Source organism: Gottfriedia acidiceleris (genome assembly GCF_050457485.1).
Classification (GTDB): domain Bacteria; phylum Bacillota; class Bacilli; order Bacillales; family Bacillaceae_G; genus Gottfriedia; species Gottfriedia acidiceleris_D.
This window is the reverse complement of sequence record NZ_JBCMJM010000017.1, coordinates 100,827-127,582: the sequence shown is the minus strand read 5'-3', so window position 1 is coordinate 127,582 and position 26,756 is coordinate 100,827. Positions and strand designations below refer to the sequence as shown.

Here is a 26,756-nt window from a genome sequence, read left to right as displayed (position 1 = left end):
TCATGATTGGGTTAGTAAAAGGTTTAAAATATACTCTTCAAAATTTAACGCGCGAAAAAGTGACGTATGATTATCCAAATCAGCCGATTCCGTTACCAGATCGTTTTCGTGGAATTCAAAAGTTTTATCCAGAAAAATGTATTGTTTGTAATCAATGTTCAGCAATTTGTCCAACAGACTGTATTACATTAACTGGAAAAAAACATCCTGATCCTACGAAAAAAGGAAAAATTATCGACACATACGATATAAATTTCGAAATTTGTATTCTATGTGATTTATGTACAGAAGTTTGTCCAACAGAAGCGATTATTATGACAAATAACTTTGAACTTGCTGAATATTCACGTGATGAATTGTTTAAAGACCTTCAATGGCTTGATGAAAACGATCAAAACATTCGAAAGGAGAATAAAGCATGAGTGGTTTTGTAGTTGCTTTCTTTCTTCTTTCTTTATCAGCCATTTTAGGTGGCGTAATGATGTTAAACTCAACGAAAGTTATGCATATGATGCTTTCACTTGTATTAACATTCATTAGTATTGCTGGGATTTATGTCCTTCTATCAGCTGAATTTGTAGCTGTTGTTCAAATTCTTATTTATTCAGGTGCAGTAACAATCTTAATGATTTTTGGAATCATGTTAACGAAACATGATATTGAAAGTGAAAAACCAAAAAGAAATTGGAGAAATATTGCGGCATTAATCGGTATTGTTGCATTTGGAGTCGTTATGTTTTTAGGTGTAAATGGACTTTCAATCGACGCATCAGATGTTGATTTAGCAACAAATAATACGAAAAATATTGGATTAGAATTATTTACAAATCATATCGTGCCATTTGAAGTAATGTCTGTTTTATTACTAATTGCTTTAGTAGGTGCGATCATTTTAGCAAAATCAGATGATTCAAAAGAGGAGGGTACGAAGGAATGAATTCAGTTCCAATTAATGCTTATCTTCTTTTAGCGCTAATTTTATTTTGTATCGGATTATATGGTGCATTAACAAAACGAAACACAGTAATCGTGTTAATTTGTATTGAGTTAATGTTAAATGCCGCAAATATTAATTTAGTGGCATTTAGTAAGCTTGGTGTAGCACCTTCGTTAACAGGACAAATTTTTTCATTATTTACGATTTCAGTTGCAGCTGCTGAGGCTGCAGTGGGCGTGGCAATTTTAATTGCATGGTATCGTCATCGTCAGACAGTCAATATCGATGAAGCTGATTCATTGAAAAGATAAATAGGAGGTGGAATTTGATGATGCAGTATGCTTGGCTTGTTCCGGTACTTCCGCTAATTTCCTTTCTAATCCTAATATTAGCTGGTACAAAAGGAAAGAAAGGTAGTGGGATTTTAGGAGCAACTTTAACAGGAATCTCATTCATCATCTCCTTGTTCGTCTTATTTGACCGTCTACAAGGGGATACAGTGCAGAAACTATACACTTGGTTAACAATTGGAAATATCGATATTCACGTTGGATATGTAGTAAATGCACTAAATTCGTTAATGTTAGTAATCGTTACGTTTGTTAGTACATTAGTACATATTTATTCAACAGCATATATGGAAGAGGATGACCGAATTACAGTGTTTTTCGCATACTTGGGCTTATTTACATTTGCGATGTTAGCACTTGTCATTTCACCTAGCATTCTACAACTTTATGTATTCTGGGAGTTAGTAGGTTTAGGTTCATTTTTACTTGTTGGTTTCTACTTTTATAAAGAGGAAGCAAAAGCAGCGGCTAAAAAAGCGTTCATTATGACTAGAATAGGGGACGTTGGTTTATTCATCGGGATGGTACTTTTATTTTGGAAAACAAAGAGCTTTGATTTCGATCAAATTTTCAATGTAATCCAAGGTGGGCAAGTGAGTACTGGTATGTTAACACTTATTGCGATCTTGATTTTCGTAGGAGCAATGGGTAAATCAGGTCAGTTCCCACTTCACACATGGCTTCCTGATGCGATGGAAGGTCCAACACCTGTTTCTGCATTAATTCACGCAGCAACAATGGTAGCTGCTGGTGTTTACTTAGTAGCAACGACTTATCCAATCTTTATTGCTAGTGGAACTGCTTTAACAGTAGTGGCGATTGTCGGAGGATTTACAGCGATCTTTGCAGCGAGTATTGGTCTTGTGCAAAGAGATATTAAGCGAGTTCTAGCATACTCTACAGTCAGTCAATTGGGCTATATGATGCTTGCATTAGGTGTAGGTGGTTATACAGCAAGTATTTTCCACTTAACAACTCATGCGTTTTTTAAAGCATTGTTATTCTTAGCTGCAGGTAGTGTTATTCATGCCGTACACACTCAAGACATCTTTAAAATGGGTGGGTTACGTCAGAAAATGAAATGGACATCTACACTATTCTTAATTGGTACATTAGCTATTACAGGTGTACCATTACTATCTGGTTTCTTTAGTAAGGATGAGATTTTAGCTGCAACCTGGGAAAATGGAAATTACGTTTTATTCATAGTAGCTTTAATAGCGGCATTCTTTACTTCTTTCTATATGTTCCGATTATTTTTCTTAGTTTTCACTGGAGAAGAGAAGACAAAAGGTGCGCACGAGTCACCAATGTCAATGGTTCTTCCAATGTCACTACTAGGGATCCTTGCAATATTTGCAGGTTATATTAATACACCATTCTTTGGTCGTCACTTAAATGAGTTTTTATTAGACGGAGCTCCATTTACAATTGCAGAGCATAGTCATGAGCCGGTTTGGATTATGATCGTAGCAACGCTTGTTTCTTTAGCTGGTATTACGCTTGCTTACAATATGTATGGAAGAAAAGCTAAGCAATCTAAACAAGAAGAAAATGGATTATTCTATGAAATTCTTCTTAATAAATATTATATTGACGAATTATATAACGGTTCAATCGTAAAAGGTATGTTTGCAATCGGACATGTAATGTTTGCTATTGAGCGTTTTGTAATTGAAGGGCTTGCAGTTCTTGTAAAAGGAATTGTAAATAGTGTCGGTGGAATTGGTTCAAGGCTTCAAAGTGGTCAAGTTCAAACTTATGGATTTATTACATTACTTGGTCTTGCTCTAATCTTATTAGCAATCGTTGTGACAGGGGGGTACAACTTATGATGTCTCATTTCTTATTATGGGTTGTTTTCTCACCTTTATTGGGATTATTACTAGTTTCTTTTGCTCCAAAGAATTCTTATAAGCTCTGGGCATTATTGACTTCGGTTTTATCATTTGCAGTTACTATACTTGCTTATATTGCAGGTCAAAACCATTCTAGTTTAAAAGATTGGAATATTTCTTATGATTGGTTTTCATTTGGAAAGTTTTTCGCTGGATCAACTAGATTGTTTCAAGTTAAGTTTGAGCTTGGAGTAGACGGTCTATCATTAGTAATGATTTTACTTACTGGTATTATCTCATTAATCGCTGTAATAGCAGGTTACTCAATTAATAAAGGTTCAAAAGGCTTCTATCTACTACTATTTATTTTACAAGTAGGTATGTTTGGTGTATTTGCAGCTCAGAACTTAGTGTTATTCTTCTTATTCTTTGAATTAACGTTAGTTCCAATGTTCTTCTTAATTGGTAAATGGGGCCGATTTGATAGTGAACGTGCTGGATACCAATTCTTAATTTATAACGGATTAGGATCTGCATTCTTATTATTTGTTATTGCTGTCCTATTTGCTCGTACAGGCACAACAAATTATGAAGTTTTAGCAAACATCATTCCAGCAGGACAACAAACAATTAGTCCAATTTCAGAGCATTTAAAAATGGTTCTATTAATTTGTTTATTAATTGCGTTTGCAATCAAACTACCATTATTCCCGTTCCATCGATGGATGGTGAATGTTCATACTCAAGCAAACCCTGCTGTAGTAATCATTCACGCTGGTATCCTATTAAAAATTGGAACTTACGGTTTAATTCGTTTTGCTTTAGGTGTTTTCCCAGAGCAATTTGAAAAAATGTCGGTAGCTCTTGCGATTATTGGTGTAATTAATTTACTTTACGGAGCTTATATTGCTTTAATTCAAAAGGAATTACGCTCGGTATTGGCATATTCAAGTTTCTCACATATGGGGATTGTTATTATTGGATTAGCAGCAATGAATAGCGCTGGAATTCAAGGAGCAATTTTACAATCAGTATCTCACGGTTTAATTGCAGCACTTCTATTTTTAATAGTTGGCATGTTAGAAAACCGAGGTGATACTACTAGTTTTGACCGTATTTCTGGTCTTTCAAAATCAGCTCCAAGACTAGCTGGCTTATTGCTTTTTGGTGGTATGGCATCGTTAGGTTTACCAGGTCTATCAGGGTTCGTAGGAGAATGGTTATCATTTGTTGGCCTTTTCCAATCTCATAAAGCAATAGCAACTGTAGGTACGTTAGGAATCATCTTAACTGCAGCTTATATTTTAAGAGCAATTTTACAATTAAGCTTCGGTAAAGCTAGTGAATTTATTTCATCATTCACTGATTTGTCAAAACGCGAAGCAATCGCTTCAGTTATTTTAGTATTTGCGATTGTCCTGCTTGGTGTATACCCAGCTTTCGTAAATAATATGATTGTTTCATCAGTGGATTTTATCATTCAAGGGATTAGAGGTGTATAGAAGATGACTTGGAAAGCATTATCTGAATTTCAATGGGGAACAATGGGTCCTGAGATTATTCTAGTAGCTGCTGCGCTTCTTCTATTAACTCTTGAACTCTTACTACCTAAAAACTCGAGTCGTAAAATAGTCGGTTGGATTGGTTTACTAAGCGTTGTTGGATCACTAGTATGGTTAATCACACTTTATTCACATAAACCAATAAGTCTATTAGCGGGATCGTTTAAACTTGATTCTTTTGGGCTTCTCTTTAAAACTATTTTATTAATAGGAGCAATCTTAGTTTTATTACTTGCTCTTGGAGATAAATCAATTGCAGAGCGCTCAGAATACTACACATTGTTTATTACAGCGTTAATTGGAGCAATGTATATGGCTTCAAGTAGTGATTTAATCACATTATTTGTTGGATTAGAGCTACTTTCGATTTCATCTTATATTCTAGTCGGCATTCAAAAGAGAAGAGAAGGCTCTTCTGAGGCTGCACTTAAGTATGTAATTAACGGTGGTATTTCAACTGCAATAACATTATTCGGACTAAGCTATACTTATGGCTTAACAGGTACAACAAATATTACTGAAATGAATTTGGCACTTCAACAAGGAATTCCAAGCAGTAATGAATTTCTAATGATTCTAGCATTTGTGCTAGTATTTGTTGGATTATCATTTAAACTTGCGTCTGTTCCGTTCCATATGTGGGCGCCAGATGTATATGAAGGTGCTCCAACCCCTGTAACAGCATTTTTAGCAACAGTTTCAAAAACAGGTGGGTTTATTATCGTACTTCGCATCTTCTTAGCAATTTTTACGGGTGCATTATTGATGAAGGAACAAAAATCTGTATTTGAAGTAATGCAACCAGTTGTTGCTACATTGGCCGCGTTATCGATGATTATTGGTAATACAATAGCTTTAAAACAAAACAGTCTAAAGCGTATACTTGCATACTCAGGTATTGCACACGGAGGTTATGTTCTAGTTGCATTTGTAAGTATTTCACCATTCATGTTTGAGGGAATCTGGTTCTATTTATTAGCTTATACATTCATGACAATCGGTATTTTAACAATTGTCTACAATGTACAACAACAAAGGGGATCTGACTCATTATCATCATTTGCAGGGTTAATTAAAACGAATCCATTTTTAGCGATTACAATGACAATATTTGTGTTATCACTAGCAGGTATTCCTTTAACTGCAGGGTTTATAGGAAAGTTAAATATTTTCTTGGGGGCTTTCGTGCAAGTTAAAGGATATTATGTATTAGGCGGAATTCTACTTTTAACTACAGTAGTATCTTATTTTTACTATTTCGGCATCCTTCAAAATATTTTCTTTAGAAGTGGTGAAGAGCGTAAAGTTGTACTTCCTAAGACACATCTATTCGTTGTATTGGTTTGTGCTGTTTTAACAATTGTATTGGGAATTAAACCATCTTTAGCATTAGATGTATTTCATAAGCTAGACATTGTGAAAGACTTCTTTATGGCGTAAAATATATTTAAATTAAAAGTGTAGGTTGATTCCTACACTTTTTAATTTGTAAAGAAAGTATAAAATTAGTTTTTCAGACTGTTAAAATTACTTGCACTAAGAAAACATTGGCTAAAAAAGCAACTAGGCAATCTGAAAGTTTTTCTATAAAAATCGAGCGAAAAGAGGACGTAATAATTGGAAGCTTTAGTTGGGACAGAAGCGTTATTAGCAATAATTGTCCATTTATTTTTCATTATTTTAACTTGGTGGGCTTTAACAGCAATTAAGTGGGAGAGTATTATGAAAAAAGGTCATGTCGCCCAAATTCGACTTTTTATGGTGCTATTGACGATTACAATTTCTTCTGCTGTAAGTAGTTTTTTCTTAGACTATCTACAATATACAAAAAACATTACATATTTATTGAAATAATTTGTCAAAAAGTATGTTACGATGTATCGTATAAACCCCTCTCTACCTGTGAAAAATGGAAGTAAGAGAGGGGTTTATTTATGAAAAAGACTATGTACTTATTTTTAATTACTATTACTTTTGCTTCTGCACTATTTTTTAATTGGGGTAAAATCGGTATGGCTGATACAGGTGTAGGCCAATTGAACCGTTTTGCAGATGTATTAAATAAAAAAGACATTTCGGTTACAAGTTGGAATTTATACGCAAGAGAAGCTAAAATGAATACTTCGGTGTCTAAAATAATCAGTAAATATAAAAATGATTTTAAAAATTTTAAGTGGACGAAAGCTGACAATGGTAATAAAATAATTGGTACGTTTAATCATAATTTGGTCACAGAAAGAATCGTTGTTACATCTACTGGCAATAACAGCAGCTATGTAATTTATGAACTTAGTGGGACTAAATGGGACCAGCATGCTGAAAAAGAAACAAATAAACTGATAAAGAACTCATTGGAAAATATTTTTAGTAAAGAACCTACTTTTTTTACTTGTATAAAGGGGACAATGGGTGGTAAACTTGAAGGTGTTTTGCAAGGTATAAAAAATGATTTTTTGGGGACTTTTAAAGCAACAAAAATTGAAGAAATAAAAGAAGGGGCATTCGTCTCTGTTTCAGCATATACTGAACAGTGGAATGACGCTCTGGTTGCAAATGGCAAAAAAATTAATTTACAAATTGCAATACGTGAAAATAATGTTGATAAATCAACGACAATTATTATTGGCACACCGATTATAACAGTAGAATATTGATAGATCTATTTTAGGACACGGAGGGGAAAAGTTTGGATAAAATCATTGTCCGTGGCGGGAAACAGCTTCAAGGCACAGTTCGTGTAGAGGGTGCAAAAAATGCTGTCTTACCAGTTCTTGCTGCAGCGCTACTAGCTAGTGAAGGAAAAAATATAATTCATGACGTACCAACTCTATCTGACGTTTACACGATTAACGAAGTTCTTCGTAATTTAAATACAGAGGTTGGGTTCAAAAATAATACAGTAACAGTTGATGCTTCAAAGGATTTACATGTTGAAGCACCATTTGAATATGTTCGTAAAATGCGAGCATCTATTCTTGTAATGGGACCACTTTTAGCAAGAAATGGTCATGCACGTGTAGCGTTGCCAGGTGGATGTGCGATTGGATCTAGACCAATTGAACAACACTTAAAAGGATTTGAAGCAATGGGAGCTCAAATTACGGTTGGTAATGGTTTTGTAGAGGCAAAATCAAACGGTCGTTTAAAAGGGGCAAAAATCTATTTAGATTTCCCAAGCGTAGGAGCAACAGAAAATATTATGTCTGCAGCAGCACTTGCAGAAGGAACAACAATTCTTGAAAATGCTGCAAAAGAACCTGAAATTGTTGACTTAGCAAATTTCATTAATGCAATGGGCGGTAAAGTTCGTGGTGCTGGAACAGGCACTATTCGAATTGAAGGTGTACCAACATTATTTGGTACAACTCATCACATTATTCCAGACCGTATTGAAGCTGGAACATTTATGGTAGCAGCAGCGATTACGAATGGTAATGTATTAATTGAAAATGCAGTTCCAGAGCACTTAAGCTCAGTTGTAGCGAAAATGCGTGAAATGGGCGTAACAATTATCGAAGAGGAAGAAGGACTTCGTGTAATTGGTACAGACAATTTAAAACCTGTAGACATCAAAACAATGCCTCACCCAGGCTTCCCAACAGATATGCAATCACAAATGATGGCACTTCTATTAAAAGCTAATGGAACAGGCATGATTACTGAAACAGTCTTCGAAAATCGTTTTATGCACGTGGAAGAATTCCGTCGCATGAATGCAAATATTAAAATTGAAGGTCGATCAACTATTATTCATGGACCAAATGATCTTCAAGGAGCAGAAGTAGCTGCTACAGATTTACGTGCTGCTGCATCACTTATCCTTGCTGGTCTTGTTGTTGATGGATATACTCGTGTTACTGAATTAAAACATTTAGATCGTGGTTATGTAAATTTCCATGAAAAGCTTGCTGCACTTGGAGCGGACATTGAACGTGTAAACGAACCAAGCACAGCTGTAGAGGAAGAAACACTAAAAGATTTACAAGCGTAAACTAAAAACTAATTCAAATGCCTGGCACTTTGTGTTACCCCACATAGAGTCGGGCATTTTTGCATTTTCATGCAACTTTCTACTATCAGTTATAGACAGAAACCTTATAAAATATTCTAAAAATAATAAAAAAATAATACAATTTGTTAAAAGAATCTAATTTGAAACAATCTATTACTTGTTCTAAATGCTTGTCCATATACATAAATTATCTTTAGAAAAGGCAATTAGTTGAAAATTGTCATTTAAAGTTGTTTTGAAATGGATAGGAGGAAAATATGAAGTCATTTAAAACATTAATCACTGCAGGATTAACTACTTGCTCAGTCGTTATTATTATCCCTACATTGCTTGTTCTACCATTTCATAGCCACACAGATGGTAGATTGGTTGATCAGCTACAGAAAAAAGCAAACCAAGTCGCAGCAGCGAACAAAAATGACAATCTAAGTATTGAAGTTTTTAGAACAAAAACACAAAAAGTTGAAAAACTACCAATCGAGGAATACGTATTAGGAGTAGTAGCATCAGAAATGCCAGCAAAATTTGAAACAGAAGCATTAAAAGCACAAAGTTTAAGTGCAAGAACATTTATCATCAAACGGTTGAAAGAAGGAAAACCACTTGATGAGGGTGGAATTGTTGATGATTCAGTTAATTTTCAAGTCTTTCAGGATCGTGACGATCTGAAGAAAAGATATGGTGCTGAATACGATAAAAATATAGCTAAAATTGAAAAAGCTGTAAAAGCCACTGAAGGACAAATATTAACTTACGATGGACAACCTATAACTGCTTCATTCTTCTCCACAAGCAATGGATACACAGAAAACTCCGAAGAATATTGGAAAAATAGTGTACCATATTTAAAAAGCGTACCGAGTCCTTGGGATTCCGTTGCTCCCAACTATATATCAAAAAAATCATTTACAATAAGTGATTTTGAAAAGAAACTTAATGTGAAAATTAATAAGTCAGACATAGGGAAAGTCACTTCGAGAACACAAGGTAAACGTGTAGAACAAGTGGCGTTTGGTAAAAAAACTCTTTCAGGGAAAGAGATTAGAGAAAAACTAAACCTACGTTCAACAGATTTTTCTTGGGAGCGTTCAGGTAATGATATTATCATTACAACAAAAGGTTTTGGCCATGGAGTAGGTATGAGTCAATACGGAGCAAATGAGCTTGCTAAGCAAGGAAAAACATACGATGAGATTGTTAAGTATTATTATAAGGGAATTAACATAAAGAAGCTTAGTAAGAAGGACTATGACCTATTAGAGAAGCTTTGAGAAAGGTACAGTAAGACAGACCTCATTAAGGTCTGTTTTTTTGTATAACCGCTAAGATCGGTTTTATATGAAAAGAAGAAAATAACATAAAAAACACTCTAAATCGAACTAAGATTCGTTCACTTAGAGTGTTTTTTGATTAAATAAAATATTGATTTTGGGAAATTAAGAAGTTTAATTGCAGAAATACCAGTGTTATTTGCAACATGCAGGTTCAATTTCAGTTCCTTACGATACATAAGATTACACTACAATTCCTCTTCTTTTCTTAGCCCTTACTGCTTTTGAGCATATTTATAATAAAAATATCCAACAAATGGACGTACCTTTATGTTTTTTACATTTGATTTTTGCAAGTATACATAGCCAGCTTGGTAAACTGGAGCAATCGCAGCATCATCTAGTAAAAGGTCTTCAGCATTATGAAGGAGTTGAGTACGTTCTGTTTCGTTTTGTAAGCTGATTGTATTTGCTTTTTGAATAAATTCGTCATATTGAGCGTTTTTATAATTTAATACATTTAAAGCCGATTTAGATGTAAATAGCTCTAAATAAGTCGTTGGATCTGGATAATCTGCACCCCATGTATCTAGAGAAAGATCATAGTTTCCTTGCTGACGCAATTCGAATTTTTGTTGTGCAGGTTGTACGACAATATTAACTGTTAGACCTTTTAAATTTGTTTCTAATTGTGATTTTAAATATTCACCGATTTTACGCGATGTATTGTTATCACTTACTAGTAATGAAATTGCAGCTTTTGACTTACCACTTTCAGATAAAGCTTCTTTAAAAAGTGATTTCGCCTCCTCTAAACTTACTGCAGAAGGATGAGATGTTGAGCTAACAAAGTCGACGCCTTTAGAGTTTTTTACTAAACCTTTAGGAATAATTCGATCAGTAGGAATAGAACCATCGTTTAATAGCGTTGTACTAATGTCCTCTTTATTAAAGCCATTTGCGATTGCCTTACGCATTTTTAGATTTGCTAAAAATGGATTTTTTTGATTAAAGCTGATGTAAGAGATAATTGGCATAGCTAATTTGTTTAATTCTTTATTACCTTTATAACGATCGATAACGTTAGAATCAATAATCGCTTGGTCAAGTTCACCTGTTTCATAGAGATTAACTGCAGTTGTTGTTTCTTTCATGATTTTAACGTCAATTTTATTTACATGGACATTCTTTTTATCATAGTATTGTGGATTTTTTGTCATTGTGAATCCAGCTTCATGATCCCATTTACTTACAACGTAAGGACCGTTATATAAAGTTGTATTTGCTTCTAGACCATATTTGCTACCTTGCTCTTTAACGAATTTTTCATTTAACGGGAAGAACATTGGTAAACTAGTCAGTTGAATGAAATATGGAATAGGACGTTCAAGTTTAATTTGTAATGTTTTATCGTCCAGTGCAGTTACCCCGAGTTTATCCACAGATAACTTTCCTTGGTTAATTTCTTTTGCATTTTCAATATCATATAAATCGTATGCAAACTGAGCTTTAGTATTTGGATCGACTGCTCGTTTCATTGCAAAAACAAAGTCTTTTGCTGTTACTGGGTCTCCATTTGAATATTTAGCATCTCTTAAAGTAAATGTATAAACTTTACCATCCGTACTAACTTTATGTGACAAAGCAGCAGCGGGGACGTATTCTCCTTTTTCATTTGGCATATAAAGACCTTCCATTACACTATTAAGTGCGTTCAATGATGGTCCATCTAAAGCTAGTGAACTATCAAGACTGACAATATCTGAAGTATCCATTAAATGTAGCGTGTGATCATTTGACTTCGAAGCTACCTGATTTGATTGTTGTCCACAGCCTGCTAGTGCCAATGTGAGTAATAAAGTAATTGATATGAAGGTTTTCTTAGTAAATATCATTTTATTTTTTCTCTCCTTATTTTTGGGTACAAAAAAAGAGTCCCCGCCTTATAGAAAGGACGAGGACTCCCGTGGTGCCACCTTAATTAGCCTAAAAACGTTTAGACTCACTTTGCAGTATCAAAACAAATGAATTGAACTACCTTGTGACAAAAAGCAGTATCGAAACATGAGTTTGAATACCTGTCTCTTTTATCGGTGAGACGTCCGCCAAAGCCTACTGCATAAATAAATGGTTCGGTTTGGGTGCTCAGAAGCCCATTCAAAAATATGTCCGTACTGACTTGCACCAACCGTCAGCTCTCTGAAACTTTCATATAATCTACTCTTCTTCATCATCGCAAAAAATATATAATGACTGAAATAATTTTTAAGTTTAGGTTTTTAATACATCGTACAAGCTTGTAGTGTGATTATATTTTGTAAAAAAGAAAAATGCAAGAAAAATATTTTATTAACTTCATAATGAGACTTATTAACTTATCCACAAATATTGTGTATAAACCTTGTGGAATTGTGGATAAATCGCTTTCATTTGTTAATATTGTTCAAGTATTTTGTGGATTAGTGTGAATTAGTTTGAAATTGTGTGGAAAAATAAGAATTTTGTCGAACTAAAATTTTCTAAATTGCGTATATAATTCCAGAAATCTGTTGACAATGATTGCAGAGGTGATAAGGATGAGAGAGGAACAAAACAAAAAAACTTCTCAAAAAGTTATTAAAATGTTAAGAAAGCGTTGGGTTGTACCAGCAATTTATTTAGTGAGTGCGGCAGTAATTTTGACAGGTGCTTTATGGTATCAATACAGTAATGCTCCAACTCCAACAAAAACTGGAACTACAGTTGATACGAGAGAGCCTGAAGCAATTCCAGCTTCACAGCCAGAAGAAAAATTAACTTACCCAGTTTCAAAGGATGCAACAGTTCAAGTAAAAAGTCATTATTATGACGACTCTGCTTCAAAAGATGAGCAACAAGCATCATTAATTCAAATGGATAATAATACTTTCACGATCAACACTGGTATGGATTTAGTTGATAAAAGTGGAAAAGAATTTGATGTAACTGCTGCTCTTAGTGGTACTGTAACAAAAGCTCAAAAAGATGCTGAGCTAGGTTATGTAGTTGTAGTAGAAAGTGGTAACGGATTAGTTTCATATTACCAAAGCTTAAAATCTGTAAGTGTTGAGCCAGGAACAAAAGTTTCACAAGGACAAGTTCTTGGTACTGCTGGAACAGCTTTAATTGGCAAAGAAAATGGCATTCATGTTCATTATGAATTACGTAAAGATGGTGTAGCAATTAATCCAGAGAAATACCAAGGACAAGATGTTTCATCAATTATTAGTTCTGTTAATACAAAAGGCGAAACAAAAGAATCTAATACAATGAATACTTCTGGTAATGTATCAGATGACAATGAAGAAGGTTCTTCTAATACTGATTCAGATGGAAATAAAATTCAACAATAATAATTAAGCAATTCACAAAGTGCCTAACACGTGGGAATCATACCCCATATGTGTTGGGCACTTGTTTTTTTCTGATAATTGTGCATAGTTAGACACCTTTGCTAATACAATGTTATAAACCCATCAAAGAGGTGTTTGAGGTGAGGAATCGTGGATTTTCTACCTAGTCAAAATAAATGTACCTCAGCAGGTCAGTCAGAGCAGGAAAAAGAGCAGCTTAGTCAGTCAAAACGAGTCTCATTTCACGCTTCTCACATCCATTTAGAGGAGGAGAGTAGTGTGCACGATTACATCAAAGAGAGAACGATCAAGATTGGGAAATATATCGTGGAGACGAAGAAAACAGTTCGTGTAATAGCTAAAGAATTTGGAGTATCAAAAAGCACAGTACACAAAGATTTAACAGAACGCCTACCGGAAATCAATCCAGATTTGGCAAATGAAGTAAAAGAAATTTTGGATTATCACAAATCAATTCGTCACTTACGCGGTGGAGAGGCTACAAAGCAAAAGTATCAAAAAGAAGACGTTGAGAAAGTAACTAAATAGGGTTTCTGAGCCTTGAAAACAAAATTAGAAATATTTAACCTCCTGTTCACAAATATTAATTACTAAAAGTAGTTCTTTATGGTAAAATTATATTTTGGTATGGAACGTATTCGGGGAACTGCTCATGAGTATAGTGAATAAGGAGGAGCCAAAAGGAATGTTTTCTAAGGATATCGGAATAGATCTTGGTACAGCCAATGTCTTAATACATGTTAAAGGTAAGGGAATCGTATTAAACGAACCTTCTGTAGTTGCAATAGAGCGTAGTAGCGGTAAAGTATTAGCAGTAGGGGAAGAAGCAAGCCGCATGGTAGGTCGTACACCTGGTAATATCGTAGCAATTCGTCCACTTAAAGACGGTGTAATTGCTGACTTTGATATTACTGAGGCAATGCTACGTCATTTTATAAATAAATTAGATGTAAAGGGATTCATGTCAAAGCCGCGTATTTTGATTTGTTGTCCAACAAACATCACATCTGTTGAACAAAAAGCAATTCGTGAAGCTGCTGAAAAGAGTGGCGGTAAACAAGTTTATCTTGAAGAAGAGCCAAAGGTTGCTGCAATTGGTGCTGGAATGGATATATTCCAACCAAGTGGTAACATGGTAATTGATATTGGCGGTGGGACAACCGATGTCGCAGTTTTATCGATGGGAGATATCGTCACCGCCTCTTCAATTAAAATGGCAGGGGACAAGTTTGATATGGAGATTTTAAACTATATCAAGCGTGAATACAAACTGCTAATTGGAGAGCGTACTGCAGAGCAAATTAAAATTGAAGTAGGTACTGTTTTCCCTGGCGCAAGAAATGAATCAATCGATATCCGTGGACGAGATATGGTAACGGGATTACCTCGTACAATTACTGTACAATCTGATGAAATTCAAAGAGCATTAAGTGAACCAGTTTACTTAATCGTACAAGCTGCAAAAACAGTATTAGAGCGTACTCCACCTGAATTATCAGCTGATATTATTGATCGTGGAGTTATTCTTACTGGTGGCGGAGCATTACTTCATGGAATAGATATTTTACTTGCTGAAGAATTAAAAGTACCTGTTTTCATCGCTGAAGATCCAATGCAATGTGTTGCAGTAGGTACTGGAATTATGTTAGAAAATATTGATAAAATTCCAAGTCGTTACTTAAAATAAAAATCTCAAGCTATATAGCTACACACTGAAATCTCAAGCATATAGAGCTTGGGATTTTTTTGTTTGGAATATATTAGGAGCAGTTATCTTTGTAAGAATAGTGTTTAGGTTTTGTAAAGTTAAGATGAACAAGAAGGTAGTCATAGTTAGAATAGAGAAAAGGAAAGTATCAAAGTTTAAAACGCTCCATTTAAAGTTTAAATTAAGTAATTGTAAAACGTGGATTATCTAGGTAAGCAGTACATATGATTTAATACTTAAAACTCTAACATCTTAAAAATTATGTAAAACGCTACTCTAGTTTCACTTGGGACTTGATCTAAAGAAAATCGAAAAGGGTTGATTGGTAGATAGTTAATTTAACTGGTGTAAATGATGATCGAACTTCAGGATAAGTAAAGATACCTTTAAAAAGTAATAGACCTATAGAAATCAAAACTGAATTTGCAATTAAGAGTAAATTTTATCACGTTAGGCAGTGTTAAAGGTTTTTTTATCTTTACTGATTAATTGTATAGGATGGGGATGAACTATGACGCATATAGTTGTTGCTGGTACGGGATATGTTGGTCTTACTACAGGAGTTTCATTTGCTTCAGTTGGTTACAATGTAACGTGTGTTGATATTGATATTGAAAAAATTGAATTATTGCAAAAAGGAATTTGCCCTATTTTTGAACCGGGTTTGAAAGAATCATTATTAGAAAATATTTTCCTTAATAAAATTGAGTTTACAACAAATTACAAAGAAGCTTATAGCCATGCAGATATCATATTCATTGCGGTCGGTACACCAGAACTTCCAGATGGAACAGCAAATTTGCACTATTTAAAAGGGGTTGCGAAAGAGATCGCAATTAATGCTAAAAAAAATCTAACAGTTGTTATTAAAAGCACTGTTCCAGTTGGAACGAATGAGGCAGTTAAGAGAATAATGTTGGAAAATGCCCCTCGACATTTAACGATTGATATAGTATCAAATCCTGAATTTTTAAGGGAAGGTTCTGCACTTTACGATCTATTTAATGGTGATCGAATTGTCATTGGTTCCGAAAGCCAAAGTGCAACGGAATTAATAAAGGAATTATATAAACCATTTAATACAGCTATCTATACAACAGATGCAAGAAGTGCGGAAATGATTAAGTATGCATCTAATGCTTTTTTAGCTACTAAAATAAGTTTTATTAATGAAATTGCTATGATCTGTGAAAAATTGGATGCTAATGTTGATCATGTTGCCCATGGTATCGGGCTAGACCACAGAATCGGTTCAAAGTTTTTAAAAGCTGGAATTGGATATGGCGGATCTTGTTTTCCAAAGGATACGACTGCTTTAGTAAAAGAAGCTGAGCTAGTAGGTGTAGACTTAAAACTATTAAAATCTGTTATTACAATTAATAATCAACAGAAAATAAAACTTTTCGAATTAACAAAATCTCTTTTTGGAAATTTAAAAAATAAAGAAATTGCAATTCTAGGAGTTAGCTTTAAACCAAATACAAATGATATTCGACATGCACCTTCTATCGATTTAATTAATCAGTTCATCAGAGAAGGTACTAAAATAACCGTATATGATCCGTATGCCTTACCTGAATTAAGAAAAGTATTCGGAGATTCCATAAATTATTCAGTTAATGTGAAGGAAGCTATTCATGAAAAAGAGGCCACATTTATTTTGACTGAATGGAGAGAAATCGTAGAAACAGATCTCCAATTGTACGAGGAGCTAATGAAGCTTCCATTATTAATTGATGGACGTAATTGTTTTGAATTAATTAAAATGCAAAAAAAGAACATTCACTATTACTCAATCGGTCGAAAGCCAGTAAATCCGATCCCACAGCTTATTAGTAAATAATTATAAATAAATTTAAGACTCATTTGAACTGAAAATTTCTAAGACTCTTTAATAGGAGTGGGACCCTTAAGTTGCTTGGATAAGACACGGCACTTCGGAGATCGAGCAACCTAGATGGAAAAAAATTCTTATATCAAAAGTGAAGCGGGGTGTCTCATGAGACAGCCTTTTTTTGTGTGCAAAATAAACCACTTAGAAAACAATACATTAAATGAAATATTTTGGAAAAAGTATAAAAATAATAAGCCATGATTATGGGGTGGTGGAAAAAAGTGTTTAACTACAAAGAAACCAATAGTGCAGCTACAAATAAAAAAATTCCATTTCAGAATAATATATCCCGTTCTTTAAGTAAGGACATTTTAGAAAATATAAAAAGAATAAAAGATGATTTTGGAGATAGCTCTGACCTTGTGATTCGTCATGAAACACTTGGAGAAGGTATGCAGTATTCGTTTGCTGTGATTCATATTGACGGAATTTCAAATGAGAAATTAGTGAATGATGGAATCATTAATAAAATCGTTAAAGTTAATGCAGAAAAAGAAACAACGCTGTCATTAACAGATTTAGAGAATGGGTTAAAAAGCGTAATCGCCGTTTCAAGTTTAAAATCACAATCAAGCTATACAAATCTCTTATCAGCATTACTGATTGGAGATACCGTTGTTCTTTTAGATCATGATAGTAATTTCTTAGTTGCATGTACAAAAATGGTCCAATCTAGAAGTATATCAGAGCCTTCAACACAAACTGTAATCAGGGGACCAAAGGATAGTTTCACAGAAAGCTTACGTACAAATACTTCTCTGATTCGTAATAGAATCCAGCACCCAGCGTTACGGATTGAGTCAATGAAAATAGGCGAAGTAACGAGAACAGACGTAGAAATAATGTATATAAAAGGGGTTGTAGATGAAGAGTTATTAAGGGAAGTAAAACATCGCTTAGAGGCTATTAATGCAGATGAAATCTTAGAATCCAGCTATATTGAAAACTATATTCAAAACGATCAAAAGACTATTTTTCCTACATTGATTAACTCAGAGAGACCTGATGCTGTAGTAGGTAACTTACTGGAAGGACGTGTTTCTATCTTTGTAGCTGGTACACCATTTGTCTTAATTTTACCAGCTACATTTACGCAGTTTTTTCAATCTCCAGAGGATTATTATCAAAGCTCATATATTGGTACTTTTTTAAGAATGCTGCGTTATCTGTCCTTTTGGACTGCTTTGTTTGCACCTGGAATTTTCATTGCAATTACTTCCTTTCATCAGGCTGTAGTTCCAACGGTTTTATTAGTAAGCTTAGCTGCTCAACGTGAAGGTGTGCCATTGCCAGCGATTGTTGAAGCACTTGGTATGGAACTAGTTTTTGAAGTATTACGTGAAGCTGGAATTCGAATGCCAAGAGCGGTTGGGCAGGCGCTTTCAATTGTTGGAGCCTTAATCTTAGGGCAAGCAGCTGTACAAGCAGGATTTGTATCTGCGTCAATGGTAATCATCGTATCAATTACTGCGATTGCTAGCTTTACGATCCCTTATTATAATATGTCAACAGCTGCTAGGATTCTTCGGTTTATATTATTATTGGCAGCAGCTTATATTGGTTTATTTGGAATTTTGATTGGCGGTTTAATTATATTATTGCATATGTGTAGTCTACGATCTTTTGGAGAGCCATATTTTGCGCCATTTGCTCCATTCCGTATAAAAAGTCAAAAAGATACTATTTTAGTTGTACCTACTCAAGGAAACACGAAAACCGTTAAAGAACAAAGATCTGGAGAATAAGTATGAAAAGAAAATGTATGATCTTAATTCTAATTACAAGTTTACTTTTGGTGAGTTGTTCTAATTATAAAGAATTAAACAGTGTATCGATCGTGGTAGCTATGGGTGTTGATTATATACCTAAAGAAAATCAATACAATATGGTTCTTCAAATCATTAATCCGAGTGCAATTGCTAGTGTAACCGGATCCATAGGTACACCAGTTATTTCCCTAGAAGAAAAAGGTAGAACCATTTCGGAGGCGGCTCGAAACGTTACAAAAAGTGTTTCTCGATCAAATATCTATTCTCATGTGGCACTCGTTGTCATTGGTGAAAACTTAGCAAAGGAAAAAACGTTGAACTATATATTTGATGTGTTTGAGCGAGATTCCAAAATACGTGTTAATATTCCAGTTATTATTGCAAGGAATGACAGTGTTTATCGAGTAATGAATAACTTGCCAGCACTTGATAAATTACCGGCTAAGTCGATCGTAGGAAAAATTAAAAATACTTCATCTCTTTTAGGGGAAAATCAAGAAATACAAATGCGACAAGTAATATCAGCTCTTTCAAGTAGTGGTAGAGAACCAGTCATTAATGGTGCAATTTTAGAAAATGAAACCAAGACTTCTGAAACACTTGATAATTTTTCAAGTGTGAAATCATCCTATAACAAAATTGAGGGGTTAGGCGTTATTAAAAAAGGAAGGCTAGTAGGATGGTTAGATGGCTCACCAGCAAAATCGGTACAAATAGTTGATAATGCAATAAAAGAAACAAATATACAAATAAAATGCAGCAAAACAGAATTTGATTCGATGGAACTCACACGTGTGAAAACGGACACGAAGATTAAAATGAAAGGTAAAATACCAATAATTCACATAAAAGTAAAAGCGATAGCCATTATTGATGAAGTACTTTGTAATGACAATTTTGATAAGGCAAACACTCTAAAAAAATATGAAATATTAAGTGAGAAAGCGATAAAGCAATCCCTAGATGAAGGAATTAAAAAAGCACAAGGATATGGTGCAGATATTTTTGGGTTTGGCGATAAACTACATTTATCAGATCCAAAGGTTTTTAAAAAATATGAGAAAAATTGGAATGAACAATTTCAAAAAGCTAAAGTGAAAATTGATGTTGATGTCCAAATAAATAATGTAGGTATGAGAAAAAAAGCTTATCCATTTTAGAAAAGAAGGGAATGCTAATGAATCGAAAATTATCAATTGGTGCCTACCAATTCTTTAGTATTATATTTTTATTTGAAATGGGGAGCGCTACATTAGTAGGGATTGCATCTGGTGCAATGCAGGATGCTTGGGTTAGTGTTTTAATAGCTTTGGTTACTGGATGCTTACTATTTTGTGTTTACATTAAATTATTTGAACTGTATCCCGAGTTACCATTTACGAGATATATTCAATCTATATTAGGGAGGTTTGCAGGTAAATTACTAGCAATGGTTTATATTCTCTATTTTATTTATATTGGAGCACGAGTTCTTAGAGACTTTGAAGAACTACTCGTGATTACACTTTACAATGCGTCATCTCTAATTTCAATCGGTATTTTAATTATGTTTTTATGTATGTATGCAATCTTTAAAGGCTTTGAAGTATTCGGGAGAGTATGTGAGTTTCTTTTTTTCGTAATCATCGCCATAACGACAACAATTATTGGTTTTGAAGTAATTGCAGGTTTAATAAAAACTGATAATTTAAGACCCGTACTAGAGACCGGATGGAAAACTGTAATAAAAGAGGCTTACCCTTTGACTGTTACATTTCCATTTGGTGAAATGCTTGTATTCACAATGCTTTTACCTTATTTAAAGAAACAGGAGTATGCATGGAAGGTCGGTATTCCTGGATTAATCTTTGCAGGTCTGGTTTTAACGTTAGTAACAATGCTTAATATTTGCGTTTTAGGAGCAAACACGGTGGTAAGAGCTACTTATCCTATCTTAACTGCTATTAGTTATATAAATATTGCTGATTTTATTCAAAGATTAGATTCTGTCATTGTCATTGTTATCGTCATAGGAGGATTTATTAAGATAACGGTTTTCTTCTTTTGTGCGATCGTTGGAGCGGCAGATTTATTTAAAGTAAAAAAATCTGATACACTTACTTATCCAATTGCAGTAATCATATTAATTTGTTCCATATGGATGGCACCTGATTATTTAGAGCACTATAAAGAAGGGCTCGACATTGTGCCTTACTTTTTACATATACCTTTACAAATCATTATTCCTACTGTTCTGTTGGTCATTGCAGTCATCCAAAAAAAAGCAAAAACAAAAACAAAAGAGAATGCAGCTTAGAAGCTCTAACTGCATTCTCTTTCGTTTTAATTAGAAGTATTTTGATTTTGTTCTTGATTTCGTTTCTTTTTTAGTTTTTTCATATACGATAGGACGATTTTGGCAACGCCGAATGGTACGGTAAAAAAGAAAATTAATACATAATCTTCACCTACTAGTTCAGTTTTGCTAAGCTTTATATTCGTTAGTAAGTGAGGAAATTCATCCCCATTATATAAGTCGATTCCTTCCAATAAGCACATCTCTAGTATAAATAAACAAAGAAAAACCCAAAATACTTTCAATGCCCGCACCCCATTTATAATGACTAATTACTATTATTTTGGTATATGATGGCAGTGATTATACGAAAAGTTAGGGAAACTTCAAGAAAAGTCTATGACTATTTATCTGAAAATTTAGTATATAATAAAAGGAGTGTAAAAGGGGTGAGTTAATTGATCCAAATATTTAAAAACAAAAATTTTTCATGGCTATTTTTAGCGAATTTTACTTCTCAGCTTGGTTCTGTAGTAGGGATGACAGCATTTATGTTGTACTTATTAAGAAAATTTTCAAGTCAGCCATACTATGCTACGATAACCGAGCTAATGTATACCCTACCAATGATCTTTGTTTTCTTTTTAGTAGGTGTAGTAGCAGACCGTTTAAATCGAAAGAAAATAGCAGTTAATTGTGACTTTATAAGCGCGATATTATCAATTATTCTACTAATAACGATTATGCAGGATTGGATTTACCTATCATTCGGAATTCTCTTTTTAAGAAGCGGCGTCTCAAAATTTTTCCAACCGGCTCAATCTGCTTTATTACAGGGAATATTAACAGAAGATCAGTATGCAATATCAGCCGGTTTAAACCAGCTAGTTAGTAGCTTATTTATGCTTTTTGGCGGAGCAATTGGAACTTTCATATTTTGGACTCTCGGAGTAGAAGCAGCCATCGTCATTGATATGATTTCCTTCATTGCATCGGGACTATTTATTTTATTAGCAAAAGTTTCAAAGGACATTACGAATCCGAATGGAGAGCATAAGCTTAAAGATTTGAAATTTACATTAGTCTTAAAGGATTTTAAAGAGGGAATATACTATATAATTAATCATTCATTACTTAGATCACTTATATCTGGTTTCTTTTTATTTGGTGTAATTAATGGTGGATTCTCAGTTATGCCATCATTTATTTTAAAATATAAACTGGCACCTTCTAACTATGAAGAAATGTTAATTTATATTGGAGTAGCCTTTGGTTCGGGCGTTTTAATTGGAAGTATAGTTGGATCAATGCTCGCGAAGAAAATGCCACTACCATATATGATCATAATTGGATTAATTGTTTCTGGCTTATGTGTTGTTGCAGGAGGTTTCTCTAATACTACATATGCTTATATCATTTGGCAATTCATAATCGGGTTGGCTTTACCTGTTATTAATATTGGTCTTGGAGGATGGTTCCCTAAAATTGTTGAAAAAAAGATGATGGGAAGAGTTCAGGGCTGGATATCTCCTATTATTTTATTCTCCCAAAGCATCACATTGGGATTAATTGCAGCTTTTTATCCTTCGATTTTAAAAATTGAATGGCTCCATGCCATAGTCGGTGCTAGCTTGTCGATTGTTGGTATTTATTATTTATTTATACTGCCTAAGTTTCTTAGAGCTGAGTCTATTAAAACCGTAAATGTTGAGAAATCGGTAAATCAATAAATAGAATAAAAAAGAGACAGATATAAAAGGCAAATACCTCTTTTATACCTGTCTTTTTGTATGAATTTGTATTTATAAACTAACAATCTTTAAAAAAATATAATTTAAATAATTAAAGTGCTGATTTATTATTTGAATTATGTTTGTATAAAATCGATTTGCGACTTTTTTGGATCCAGTAGCCAATTGATACTAATATGACCCACGGAACACCAATTTTCCAAGCGGAGTTCCAATCTGGTGAAAATGCCATTGTAATTAAAATACCACTAAGTAGAAGTATTCCGATCCATTGAAGAAATGGAAAGAGCGGTGCTTTGACTGGTAATGGCTCGTTATAATGAAGGTGAACGGTTTTTCTAAAACGAAGATGACTAATTAAAATCATAAGCCATACTAAAATTCCACCAAAGATTGAGATACCAAATAATTTGTTAAATGTATCTGGGTAGTACATAGACAATACAGTTGCGATTAATACACCTGCACTTGAAATGAAAATTGCTGTTACGGGCGTACCATTTTTAGATAATTTACCAAATGATTTTGGAGCATAATCTCCGCGAGATAAGGAGAATAACATACGTGATGTTAAGTATAAATTAGTATTCATACTGGATAGTGCAGCGGTTAAGATCACAAAATTCATAATGCCAGCCGCATATCTCACACCAGAACTCTCAAAGACTTTTACAAACGGTGATCCAGAAATCTCATGGGCACCTGCTTGCATCCAAGGAATAACAGCAACGATGATTCCTAATGATAGAATATAGAATAAAAACAAACGTAGAACCATGCTCTTCATTGCTTTAGGAATAGCTTTTTTTGGGTCTTTAGATTCCCCTGCTGTTACAGCGACAATCTCTACACCATAAAAACTAAAGATTGCCATAAGTACAGCCATCCAAACGCCTTTAAACCCATTTGGTAGGAACCCGTGCTGATCGGTATAATGGTGAAATCCTACAGAGTGTGAATGTCCAATTCCAAATAGGAGCGAAACACCAAAAACTATGAATAGTACAATAGCAACGACTTTAATCATTGCAAACCAATACTCGATTTGACCAAAGTTGGAAACAGACCTGCTGTTCACAAGGACTAACGCAATACCAAATCCGAGTGTCCATAACCAAACAGGAATACTCGGGAACCAATACTGCATGTACAGTCCAACCGCAACAGCTTCTCCACCAATTGCGATTACTTGTGCCGCCCAATATGTGTAGCGAATAAGGAAACCTGCCCAAGGATTTAAATACATCTCTGCATAAGTGCCGAATGAACCGGCTGTCGGGTGCACAACTGCCATTTCAGATAAACTAAACATCATTATCACTGATATGAATGCAGCAATAATATAACTTAGAATAACCCCAGGTCCAGCGTATCCGATTGCAATGCCACTTCCCATAAATAAACCGGTACCAATTGCTCCACCAATCCCAATCATGGTCAGTTGTTTACTAGTTAGCGAACGACTTAGTCCTCCTTCTCGTTCAATTACAGTTTTGTTTTCATTCATATTGTTTCGCCACCTTTCTTGAATTGTTTTCTATAAGATAACGTCCAATCAACACTTTTTCCGGCAATCAGCATACTAAAAAACGTGAGGAATGTTCGCTGTAATCCTTCTCCGATTAAGGAATACAAAAGGACAATTCCATTTATAACCATCATCGTTTTTCCAATAGAAAAACTCGGGAATTTTCTATTGATTACTACACTTGCTATATCAAGTCCTCCAGTTGTACCACCTGCTAAAATCACGATTCCAATTCCGATACCAGACAAAATTCCACTGAGTATACATCCTATTAACGGAAGATGCGGGCCTGGTAGTGAGGAGAAGAGAGTTAAGAAGAATGATAAACTACACATTCCAAGTAAACTAAGCAATGCAAATGGTACACCAACTGCTCGGTATCCAATTAAAAATAGTGGTATGTTTAATAAAAAGTAAAGAATCCCTAGTGGAATAGGCATAAATTTAACAAGCAACATACAGATACCACCAAGTCCTGGAGCCACAATTCCATTTGGCACCTGGAAAAAGTAATAGGTAAGTGAGACCAAAATTGTTCCAACAATTACTATAATTGATTTTTTGAAATATAGTTTTTGGTTAGCTTTCCCTAATTGCATAAGCAATTTCCTCAATCGCGCGTACAATTTCATCTTCTGTATTGTAGAAATGAGGAGCTACACGTAAAACGTCATTTCGGGCAGAGACAATTATTTTTTTTGTTTTTAAGTATTGCTCAACGGCATTAGCTTGTTCCACTCGAATTGCAGTGTTACTACCTTTTATTGATAAATCTGTTGGGCTAACAACGGTCAATCCGAGTGAATGCGCTGTTTCAATTGCAACAGTAGATAAGTAAGATAGATAATCCTGAATAGATGGAACACCAATTTGATTTAAAAAAGAAATTCCTGCTTCAGCTGCATAAGCGTTTATCATCATCGGAGTTCCCGTATCAAATCTCCTTGTCCCTTCCGCATAATCAAGAAGATGCTGATCAAAAGCAAATGGATTTACTCGACTAAACCAACCAGTCGTTGGGGGCTGGAGAGACTCTGCTAACTCTTTTCTTACATATAAAAAGCTAATCCCAGGAATACCAAGTAAAAACTTTTGTGCACCTGTTGCGAGTGCATCGACTCCCATTTCCTTTACATCGATTGGAACACTTCCAGCAGATTGATAGGCATCGACAAATAGTAGTGATCCATTCGCTTTAGTAATGTTTGATATAGCTTTGATATCCTGAATAAACCCATTATAATAAGACACATGTGGGACAGAGGTAATAAGTGTGTTTGAATCCACTGCTTTTTCATATTGTTCGATTTGAATTTGATGAAGGTTTTCATTTAAAAACGTGACGTTTGCGCCACGTGGTACTTGTGATAGCCAAACGTGACCAATGCATGGGAAATCAATATCTGTTGTAACAACTTTATTTCGACTTCCAGTAAAATTTAACGACGCTGCAAATGATGAAGCGGCATCAGATACGCTAGATAACACCGCAATCTCATCTGGAGAAGCATTTATTAAAGTAGCAAAGGCGACTTTTGCTTCATATACTTTGTCCATCCATCCTTCCCAGTCCATACCTTTTTCGGTCCAGCTTGTAAGGTAAGATTGAATACTTTCCTTCACAGGTGATGAGATTGCACTTTGGGAACAACTTGATAAATGAATTGTTTCAGATAAGGTCGGAAAAAGAGAACGTTTCTCTAAAAATGGGCTAGTCATATTAAATTCATCCTTTCACTGTTTTGATAGCGTTTTCATTATTTGATACATAATTAATTTGAGGTGACATATGAATCATCAATCCTTATGGTTTGAACAAGGCGAATGGACAGCAGCACCTTTTCTTAAAGTAGGTAAAGAACTGTCATTCTCACGTGAAGTCGTATTATTCCAACAAGAAGAAAATCATCCATTTGTTTATCTCGTCCTTGAAGGGCGAATTCGTATTTACTTGTTATCACCTAATGGAGCCGAGCGCCATTTATATATCGTAGGCTCTGGTAATATAATTGGTGAATCAAACGTATGGGCAGATGAAGCATATGGATATAACGCTTCTACCTCGTCAATCGCACGTGTCTTTAGAATTCCAAAATCAACGTTTCGCGATATCGTTATGAGTGAGCCAGAACTCATTCTTAAAACGCTAAGTTCGCTAAGTAATAAACAATCAGCTCTACTTCTTCAAACAAGGTTAATGAGTTTTTCAGATGTAGGAGAGCGTGTCTTAACAATGTTGCGCCAATTAGCATCCTCATATGGTAAGGAAACACCGAAGGGTATAACAATTACGATTCCATTCACTCACCAAGAACTAGCTTATGTAGTTGGTTCATCACGTGTAAGCGTGTCCTATGTAATGAATGAATTATGTGAAAAAGGATTCATTGAGAAACAAAATGGGCGATACACGCTGTTGACCTAAAGAGCAGCATCTCTTTCTTGTTCTAACTTAATGATAAAAAAATC

The 26,756-nt window shown here is 34.5% G+C and carries 24 protein-coding genes and 1 other annotated feature; of the genes, 19 read left to right on the top strand and 5 right to left on the bottom strand.

Annotated features, from left to right (window positions below):
* Nucleotides 1-2: 2 nt before the first annotated feature.
* From nuoI to spoIID, 10 genes are all read left to right on the top strand, one after another.
* Nucleotides 3-422 (top strand): NADH-quinone oxidoreductase subunit NuoI, encoded by a 420-nt coding sequence (gene nuoI / locus ABEY15_RS18295; protein WP_025568978.1) that lies wholly within the window; start codon nucleotides 3-5, stop codon nucleotides 420-422.
* The gene (locus tag ABEY15_RS18290; protein WP_429891566.1) at nucleotides 419-937 is read left to right on the top strand and encodes an NADH-quinone oxidoreductase subunit J; all 519 of its coding nucleotides are present in this window, start codon (nucleotides 419-421) and stop codon (nucleotides 935-937) included. Before nuoI ends, ABEY15_RS18290 begins: the two co-directional genes overlap by 4 nt.
* On the top strand, nucleotides 934-1,248 hold the full coding sequence (gene nuoK, locus ABEY15_RS18285) for an NADH-quinone oxidoreductase subunit NuoK (protein WP_172446426.1): 315 nt from the start codon (nucleotides 934-936) through the stop codon (nucleotides 1,246-1,248). The genes ABEY15_RS18290 and nuoK overlap by 4 nt, the downstream gene beginning before the upstream one ends.
* A gap of 17 nt (nucleotides 1,249-1,265) precedes the next feature.
* Nucleotides 1,266-3,122, top strand: coding sequence for an NADH-quinone oxidoreductase subunit L (nuoL, locus tag ABEY15_RS18280; protein WP_429891565.1), 1,857 nt, complete (start codon nucleotides 1,266-1,268; stop codon nucleotides 3,120-3,122).
* Nucleotides 3,122-4,627, top strand: a complete 1,506-nt coding sequence (locus tag ABEY15_RS18275) for a complex I subunit 4 family protein (RefSeq protein ID WP_429891564.1) — start codon at nucleotides 3,122-3,124, stop codon at nucleotides 4,625-4,627. The genes nuoL and ABEY15_RS18275 overlap by 1 nt, the downstream gene beginning before the upstream one ends.
* 3 nt (nucleotides 4,628-4,630) lie before the next feature.
* Nucleotides 4,631-6,127 carry an NADH-quinone oxidoreductase subunit NuoN gene (nuoN, locus tag ABEY15_RS18270; RefSeq protein WP_429891562.1) on the top strand — a complete coding sequence of 499 codons (1,497 nt, stop codon included), beginning with the start codon at nucleotides 4,631-4,633 and terminating at the stop codon, nucleotides 6,125-6,127.
* A 177-nt stretch (nucleotides 6,128-6,304) separates the two neighbouring features.
* Nucleotides 6,305-6,541, top strand: coding sequence for a DUF1146 family protein (locus tag ABEY15_RS18265; RefSeq protein WP_025568971.1), 237 nt, complete (start codon nucleotides 6,305-6,307; stop codon nucleotides 6,539-6,541).
* A gap of 80 nt (nucleotides 6,542-6,621) precedes the next feature.
* Nucleotides 6,622-7,341: a YwmB family TATA-box binding protein gene (locus ABEY15_RS18260; RefSeq protein ID WP_429891561.1), complete on the top strand. Its 720-nt coding sequence runs from the start codon at nucleotides 6,622-6,624 to the stop codon at nucleotides 7,339-7,341.
* 32 nt (nucleotides 7,342-7,373) lie between these two features.
* Nucleotides 7,374-8,678 carry a UDP-N-acetylglucosamine 1-carboxyvinyltransferase gene (murA, locus tag ABEY15_RS18255; RefSeq protein WP_025568969.1) on the top strand — a complete coding sequence of 435 codons (1,305 nt, stop codon included), beginning with the start codon at nucleotides 7,374-7,376 and terminating at the stop codon, nucleotides 8,676-8,678.
* A gap of 278 nt (nucleotides 8,679-8,956) precedes the next feature.
* A complete protein-coding gene (spoIID, locus tag ABEY15_RS18250; RefSeq protein ID WP_429891560.1) occupies nucleotides 8,957-9,970 on the top strand; it encodes a stage II sporulation protein D in 1,014 nt (337 codons plus the stop codon).
* 275 nt (nucleotides 9,971-10,245) lie between these two features.
* Here spoIID and ABEY15_RS18245 read toward each other — a convergent pair whose 3' ends face one another.
* On the bottom strand, nucleotides 10,246-11,865 hold the full coding sequence (locus ABEY15_RS18245; RefSeq protein ID WP_429891559.1) for a peptide ABC transporter substrate-binding protein: 1,620 nt from the start codon (nucleotides 11,863-11,865) through the stop codon (nucleotides 10,246-10,248).
* A gap of 52 nt (nucleotides 11,866-11,917) precedes the next feature.
* Nucleotides 11,918-12,213: a binding site (T-box leader), on the bottom strand.
* A 333-nt stretch (nucleotides 12,214-12,546) separates the two neighbouring features.
* Here ABEY15_RS18245 and ABEY15_RS18240 point away from each other — a divergent pair.
* From ABEY15_RS18240 to ABEY15_RS18210, 7 genes are all read left to right on the top strand, one after another.
* Nucleotides 12,547-13,341: a peptidoglycan DD-metalloendopeptidase family protein gene (locus ABEY15_RS18240; RefSeq protein WP_429891558.1), complete on the top strand. Its 795-nt coding sequence runs from the start codon at nucleotides 12,547-12,549 to the stop codon at nucleotides 13,339-13,341.
* 279 nt (nucleotides 13,342-13,620) lie between these two features.
* On the top strand, nucleotides 13,621-13,890 hold the full coding sequence (gene spoIIID / locus ABEY15_RS18235; protein ID WP_025569002.1) for a sporulation transcriptional regulator SpoIIID: 270 nt from the start codon (nucleotides 13,621-13,623) through the stop codon (nucleotides 13,888-13,890).
* 157 nt (nucleotides 13,891-14,047) lie between these two features.
* Entirely contained in the window at nucleotides 14,048-15,049 is a 1,002-nt protein-coding gene (locus ABEY15_RS18230; protein ID WP_025569003.1) for a rod shape-determining protein, read from the top strand.
* A gap of 532 nt (nucleotides 15,050-15,581) precedes the next feature.
* Nucleotides 15,582-16,913, top strand: coding sequence for a UDP-glucose dehydrogenase family protein (locus ABEY15_RS18225; protein WP_429891557.1), 1,332 nt, complete (start codon nucleotides 15,582-15,584; stop codon nucleotides 16,911-16,913).
* Between the two features lie 272 nt (nucleotides 16,914-17,185).
* Nucleotides 17,186-18,709: a spore germination protein gene (locus ABEY15_RS18220; protein WP_429891556.1), complete on the top strand. Its 1,524-nt coding sequence runs from the start codon at nucleotides 17,186-17,188 to the stop codon at nucleotides 18,707-18,709.
* Nucleotides 18,710-18,711: 2 nt separating this feature from the next.
* The gene (locus ABEY15_RS18215; protein WP_429891555.1) at nucleotides 18,712-19,893 is read left to right on the top strand and encodes a Ger(x)C family spore germination protein; all 1,182 of its coding nucleotides are present in this window, start codon (nucleotides 18,712-18,714) and stop codon (nucleotides 19,891-19,893) included.
* A gap of 17 nt (nucleotides 19,894-19,910) precedes the next feature.
* Nucleotides 19,911-21,029 (top strand): GerAB/ArcD/ProY family transporter, encoded by a 1,119-nt coding sequence (locus tag ABEY15_RS18210; protein WP_429891554.1) that lies wholly within the window; start codon nucleotides 19,911-19,913, stop codon nucleotides 21,027-21,029.
* A gap of 26 nt (nucleotides 21,030-21,055) precedes the next feature.
* Here ABEY15_RS18210 and ABEY15_RS18205 read toward each other — a convergent pair whose 3' ends face one another.
* The gene (locus ABEY15_RS18205) at nucleotides 21,056-21,313 is read right to left on the bottom strand and encodes a hypothetical protein (RefSeq protein WP_429891553.1); all 258 of its coding nucleotides are present in this window, start codon (nucleotides 21,311-21,313) and stop codon (nucleotides 21,056-21,058) included.
* Nucleotides 21,314-21,466: 153 nt separating this feature from the next.
* Between ABEY15_RS18205 and ABEY15_RS18200 the strand changes: the two genes are divergently transcribed.
* Nucleotides 21,467-22,738: an MFS transporter gene (locus ABEY15_RS18200; RefSeq protein WP_429891552.1), complete on the top strand. Its 1,272-nt coding sequence runs from the start codon at nucleotides 21,467-21,469 to the stop codon at nucleotides 22,736-22,738.
* A 112-nt stretch (nucleotides 22,739-22,850) separates the two neighbouring features.
* Here ABEY15_RS18200 and ABEY15_RS18195 read toward each other — a convergent pair whose 3' ends face one another.
* Genes ABEY15_RS18195 through ABEY15_RS18185 form a run of 3 tightly spaced genes read right to left on the bottom strand, consistent with a single transcriptional unit; the run spans nucleotide 22,851 to nucleotide 26,006 of the window.
* Nucleotides 22,851-24,266 carry an amino acid permease gene (locus tag ABEY15_RS18195; protein ID WP_429891551.1) on the bottom strand — a complete coding sequence of 472 codons (1,416 nt, stop codon included), beginning with the start codon at nucleotides 24,264-24,266 and terminating at the stop codon, nucleotides 22,851-22,853.
* Nucleotides 24,263-24,886: a YitT family protein gene (locus tag ABEY15_RS18190; protein ID WP_429891550.1), complete on the bottom strand. Its 624-nt coding sequence runs from the start codon at nucleotides 24,884-24,886 to the stop codon at nucleotides 24,263-24,265. The genes ABEY15_RS18195 and ABEY15_RS18190 overlap by 4 nt, the downstream gene beginning before the upstream one ends.
* On the bottom strand, nucleotides 24,867-26,006 hold the full coding sequence (locus ABEY15_RS18185) for an aminotransferase class V-fold PLP-dependent enzyme (protein WP_429891549.1): 1,140 nt from the start codon (nucleotides 26,004-26,006) through the stop codon (nucleotides 24,867-24,869). The genes ABEY15_RS18190 and ABEY15_RS18185 overlap by 20 nt, the downstream gene beginning before the upstream one ends.
* A gap of 70 nt (nucleotides 26,007-26,076) precedes the next feature.
* Here ABEY15_RS18185 and ABEY15_RS18180 point away from each other — a divergent pair, with 70 nt between their 5' ends.
* Nucleotides 26,077-26,712, top strand: coding sequence for a Crp/Fnr family transcriptional regulator (locus tag ABEY15_RS18180; protein ID WP_429891548.1), 636 nt, complete (start codon nucleotides 26,077-26,079; stop codon nucleotides 26,710-26,712).
* Nucleotides 26,713-26,756: the final 44 nt, after the last annotated feature.